The sequence below is a fragment of the Alteromonas sp. ALT199 genome, from assembly GCF_018619335.1.
GTDB lineage: Bacteria > Pseudomonadota > Gammaproteobacteria > Enterobacterales > Alteromonadaceae > Alteromonas.
Map to the genome: position 1 here is coordinate 1 of NZ_JAHHDX010000051.1, position 4,136 is coordinate 4,136.

Sequence of the window (4,136 nt, forward strand, 5' to 3'; positions counted from 1 at the left end):
TTCGTATTAAACTTGACACATTAATGTAATCATTTTAATAAAACTGTCACAGATCACATTAATAATAACGGCGTTTAAAAATGAGCAGGAATATAACGATGTCTCGTACAGTGTTGGTAGTAGAGGACGAAGCGCCTATCCGTGAAATGCTTAAGTTTGTGCTTGAGCAATCTGGTTTTAATATTATCGAAGCCGAAGATTTCGACATCGCGCAAGAAAAAATTTGCGAGCCTTACCCAGATTTGATCTTACTAGATTGGATGTTACCGGGGGGAAGCGGTGTACAGCTAGCTAAAAGTTTAAAGCAACACGAATTTACTCGTGACATTCCCGTTATTATGCTTACGGCCCGTGGCGAAGAAGAAGATAAAATTCGCGGGCTGGATGCAGGTGCTGACGATTACGTCACTAAGCCGTTTTCGCCAAAAGAACTAGTGGCAAGAATCAAAGCGGTTATGCGAAGAGTAACGCCTACATCCAATGAAGAGCCCATTGAATTTAATGGGCTAAAACTTGAACCAGTGTCGCACCGTGTTATAGCTAATGAAGAGCCACTAGACATGGGGCCTACAGAATTTAAGTTACTTCACTTTTTTATGACGCACCCAGAGCGAGTATATAGCAGAGAACTATTGCTTGATAATGTGTGGGGCACCAATGTTTATGTTGAAGACAGAACAGTAGATGTACATATTCGACGCTTGCGTAAAGCTATCTCTCGCCACGGACATGATGCTATGATCCAAACTGTACGCGGTGCGGGCTATCGTTTTTCTACTAAGCTTTAATATAATGTAGTGTTTAGGGAATGGCGTAGCATCATTCCCTTCACGTCTCTGCGCCACCTGAGCGTGCGCCTATTTCCACTTTCAACAACGCGAGCTATTTCATGTATTACCCGTTCTCTTGGTTGAGAAGTACATTGCGCTTAGTGCTATTCCTTGTGGTTTTTGCGCTGGTCGGGTGGTATCTGGATGATATGTTATTCGCTGTTGCCATTGGTGCGACTTTGCTATTACTGTTCAACTATTGGCACCTTTACAAGCTAAATCGCTGGCTGTGGCACAGTCGTAAAATGTCCCCTCCTACTGTACGTGGTGTATGGGAGCATATTTACGAAGGTATCTATTACCTTCAGCGCCGTAACCGCAATAAACGTAAAGAGCTCGGCGAATTGGTAAAACGCTTTAGAGAAGGTTCTGAAGCCTTACCAGATGCAGCAGTCGTGGTTGATTCAAAAGCATGTATTATTTGGTGCAATCGCCTTGCACGGTTAGATTTAGGGCTAAAATGGCCGCAAGACTCAGGTCGTCGAATCGACAACTTATTGCGTCATCCAGAGTTTATTCAGTACTTTCACGCGGGTAACTATAAATACCCTATCGAAGTGCCGTCACCAACAAACCCCAATAAAACCTTCGAATATCGAATAATGCCTTACGGCGACGAGCACCTTCTCCTGATTGCTCGTGACATAACGCGAGTATCTCAACTTGAAGAAATGCGTAAGGACTTTGTGGCAAACGTGTCTCATGAGTTGCGTACGCCGTTAACGGTCATTAACGGGTATCTTGAAATTCTTCCCATTGATGAAGACTCCGATCCCTTTATGCAAAAAGCGATGAAAGAAATGACATCGCAAACTCATCGCATGCAAAACTTGATAGAAGATTTGCTTGTGTTATCGCGTATCGAAGCAAGTTCTGAACGTATTTACGAAAACGTGGTGAATATTCCTGCTGTGCTTGCCCAAGTGGAAAGAGAAGCACTGGCCCTTAACAAAGAAAAGAACCACTCTATCAAATTCCATATTGATGAAGAGCTGTATGTTTTTGGTGTAGAAACTGAGCTTCGCAGTGCCTGTTCTAACTTAGTATTTAACGCCGTTCACTACACCCCTGCGGGCGGGGAAATCAACGTATATTGGCAGCGCGGTGCGAGCGGTGCTCAGTTTTCTGTAGTAGACAACGGTGATGGCATTGAACAGAACCACCTTAATCGCCTAACAGAACGCTTTTACCGTGTAGATAAAGCTCGTTCACGTAAAACCGGCGGTTCAGGCTTAGGGTTATCCATTGTAAAACATGTACTAAGTCATCATAATTCTCGTTTAGAGATTGCCAGTACATTGGGCGAGGGCAGTAATTTTTCCTTCGTGCTGGATAACGAGTTAATTGCAGAGCAGCTGTAAACTTAAGAGGCAGTAAACCTTGGTGAGCAAATGTCATAACATAGTGAATGGGCTATACCGCGGTGTTGTAAGTTTATCGTTGGTAATAGGTCTGTTGTCTCCACTTACATTATTCGCGAATCCTCAGGCTGCCCAAAGCGTTTCTTCTGCTTCAAGCACTTATCAAGTCCCAGCCTACGAACGCAAGCCTGGTGTGGCTGGGAAAATATCTTCAGTGGGCTCAGACACGCTGGCAAACTTAATGACCTTCTGGTCACAGGAATTCAAAACTCTCTATCCTCAGGTCGGTTTTCAGATACAGGCCTCTGGTTCTTCTACCGCCCCGCCTGCGCTGATCGAAGGTACTGCCACCATAGGCCCTATGAGCCGAGAATTAAAGCCCAGTGAAATACGTGATTTTACGCGCGTTCACGGTTACCCGCCTACGGTATTAAAAGTGGCAATGGATGCCATCGCCATTTTTGTGGATAGGCGCAACCCGCTGCCGGGGATGACCCTTGAACAAGTTGATGCGGTATTTTCTGAAACCCAGTTTTGTGGCAGCAACGCGGCCATTACGCACTGGCCTCAGCTTGGTGTTAACGATGTAGGCTATCGCTCTCCTATAAGGCTGTACGGCCGAAATTCAGTATCGGGTACTTATGGCTTGTTCAAAGTCATGGCGCTGTGCGATGGTGACTTTAAGAACACGGTAAACGAGCAACCTGGTTCTGCCTCTGTAGTACTGTCTGTGGCGAGCGGCACTGGCGCTATTGGCTATGCCGCTTACGGTTATAAAACCGCAGGTGTTCGCGCGCTGCCATTGGGTGAATCGCTAGATAGCTTAATCCCTCTTTCTATTGATACGGTGCGCAACGAAACGTATCCGTTTGCCCGTTTTCTTTATTTAGTGATAAATAAAAAGCCCGGTGAGCCTTTACCTACTCTGGAAAGAGAGTTTTTGCGCTATATCTTGTCACAGGAAGGACAGCATCAAGTGTTAAGGGACGGGTATTTCCCTATTCGCGAAGACGTACTGGTACGCCAACGCCGATTGTTGGAATAGAAAAACTAAAGTAGAAGCCGTATCACTCGCCGTTAAAAGCAAAGGATAAAATAGTGTCGTATATGCCGCCTGCGTGGAAACAATGGGTTGTCAAATGCTTGCTGTCAGGGACAGCTGTGCCAACTATCGTAACCACCCTAGTGGAAAACGGCTTTTCTCCCTACACGATCAAAAAAGTGCTCGGCGCCAATCTGCCCACCGATTATCAGTTTTCTCCCTCTTCAAATTTCTACGAGAAGCTAGCAAAAAGTGCTATCACCCACGCGGAACAGGCTAAGCCACTTGCCGAGCCCAGTGACATTCAGCTCTTTGCGTACGATAACTTCTTGAGTAGCGAAGAGTGTGACGACATTGTCGCGCTAACCAAAGATAAACTTGCGCCCTCTAAACTAGCAGGAGCCGCTAGCGCTGATGACATTAGAACTTCTTCAACATGTGAATTAGCCTTTCTTGGTAATGAGCTAGTCAAAAACATTGATAGTCGCATTGTTTCAACACTTAGCTTAGGCGTGGGAGAAGGGGAAGTTATTCAGGCTCAGCACTACAACGTTGGGGAATATTACAAACCGCACTACGACTTCTTTCCTCCAGGTAGCCCGCAGTATAAAGCGCATTGTCTATCGCGCGGTCAGCGAACATGGACGTGCATGATTTACCTTAATGATGAATGTGACGGCGGTTACACACGTTTTACTAAGCTAAATATTGCAGTAAGCCCTAAAAAGGGAAAGGCACTTTTTTGGAACAATTTACTGCCCTCTGGCGACCCCAACTTTGACAGTGTTCATTTCGCAGAACCTGTCACCCGCGGTCACAAAACTGTCATCACCAAATGGTTTAGAACGAAAAACTAATCAACTTGGGTTAAGCTTTTAGTTTTATTTTTAATCAATTTTGTTT

The 4,136-nt window shown here is 45.2% G+C and carries 4 protein-coding genes; all 4 read left to right on the forward strand.

Annotation, left to right across the window (positions count from 1 at the left end):
* Positions 1–98: 98 nt before the first annotated feature.
* The 4 genes from phoB to KL866_RS05715 all read left to right on the forward strand — a co-directional run bounded on the left by phoB (position 99) and on the right by KL866_RS05715 (position 4,090).
* Positions 99–788, forward strand: coding sequence for a phosphate regulon transcriptional regulator PhoB (gene phoB, locus KL866_RS05700; RefSeq protein ID WP_025256532.1), 690 nt, complete (start codon positions 99–101; stop codon positions 786–788).
* Between the two features lie 101 nt (positions 789–889).
* Entirely contained in the window at positions 890–2,191 is a 1,302-nt protein-coding gene (phoR, locus tag KL866_RS05705) for a phosphate regulon sensor histidine kinase PhoR (RefSeq protein WP_025256531.1), read from the forward strand.
* A gap of 22 nt (positions 2,192–2,213) precedes the next feature.
* The gene (locus KL866_RS05710) at positions 2,214–3,236 is read left to right on the forward strand and encodes a PstS family phosphate ABC transporter substrate-binding protein (protein ID WP_155852453.1); all 1,023 of its coding nucleotides are present in this window, start codon (positions 2,214–2,216) and stop codon (positions 3,234–3,236) included.
* Positions 3,237–3,298: 62 nt separating this feature from the next.
* Entirely contained in the window at positions 3,299–4,090 is a 792-nt protein-coding gene (locus tag KL866_RS05715) for a 2OG-Fe(II) oxygenase (RefSeq protein WP_025256529.1), read from the forward strand.
* Positions 4,091–4,136 lie beyond the last annotated feature (46 nt).

Coding starts and splice junctions, on each gene's coding strand:
- phoB (WP_025256532.1), top strand. CDS start 99: ATGTCTCGTACAGTGTTGGTAGTAGAGGACGAAGCGCCTATCCGTGAA.
- phoR (WP_025256531.1), top strand. CDS start 890: ATGTATTACCCGTTCTCTTGGTTGAGAAGTACATTGCGCTTAGTGCTA.
- KL866_RS05715 (WP_025256529.1), top strand. CDS start 3,299: ATGCCGCCTGCGTGGAAACAATGGGTTGTCAAATGCTTGCTGTCAGGG.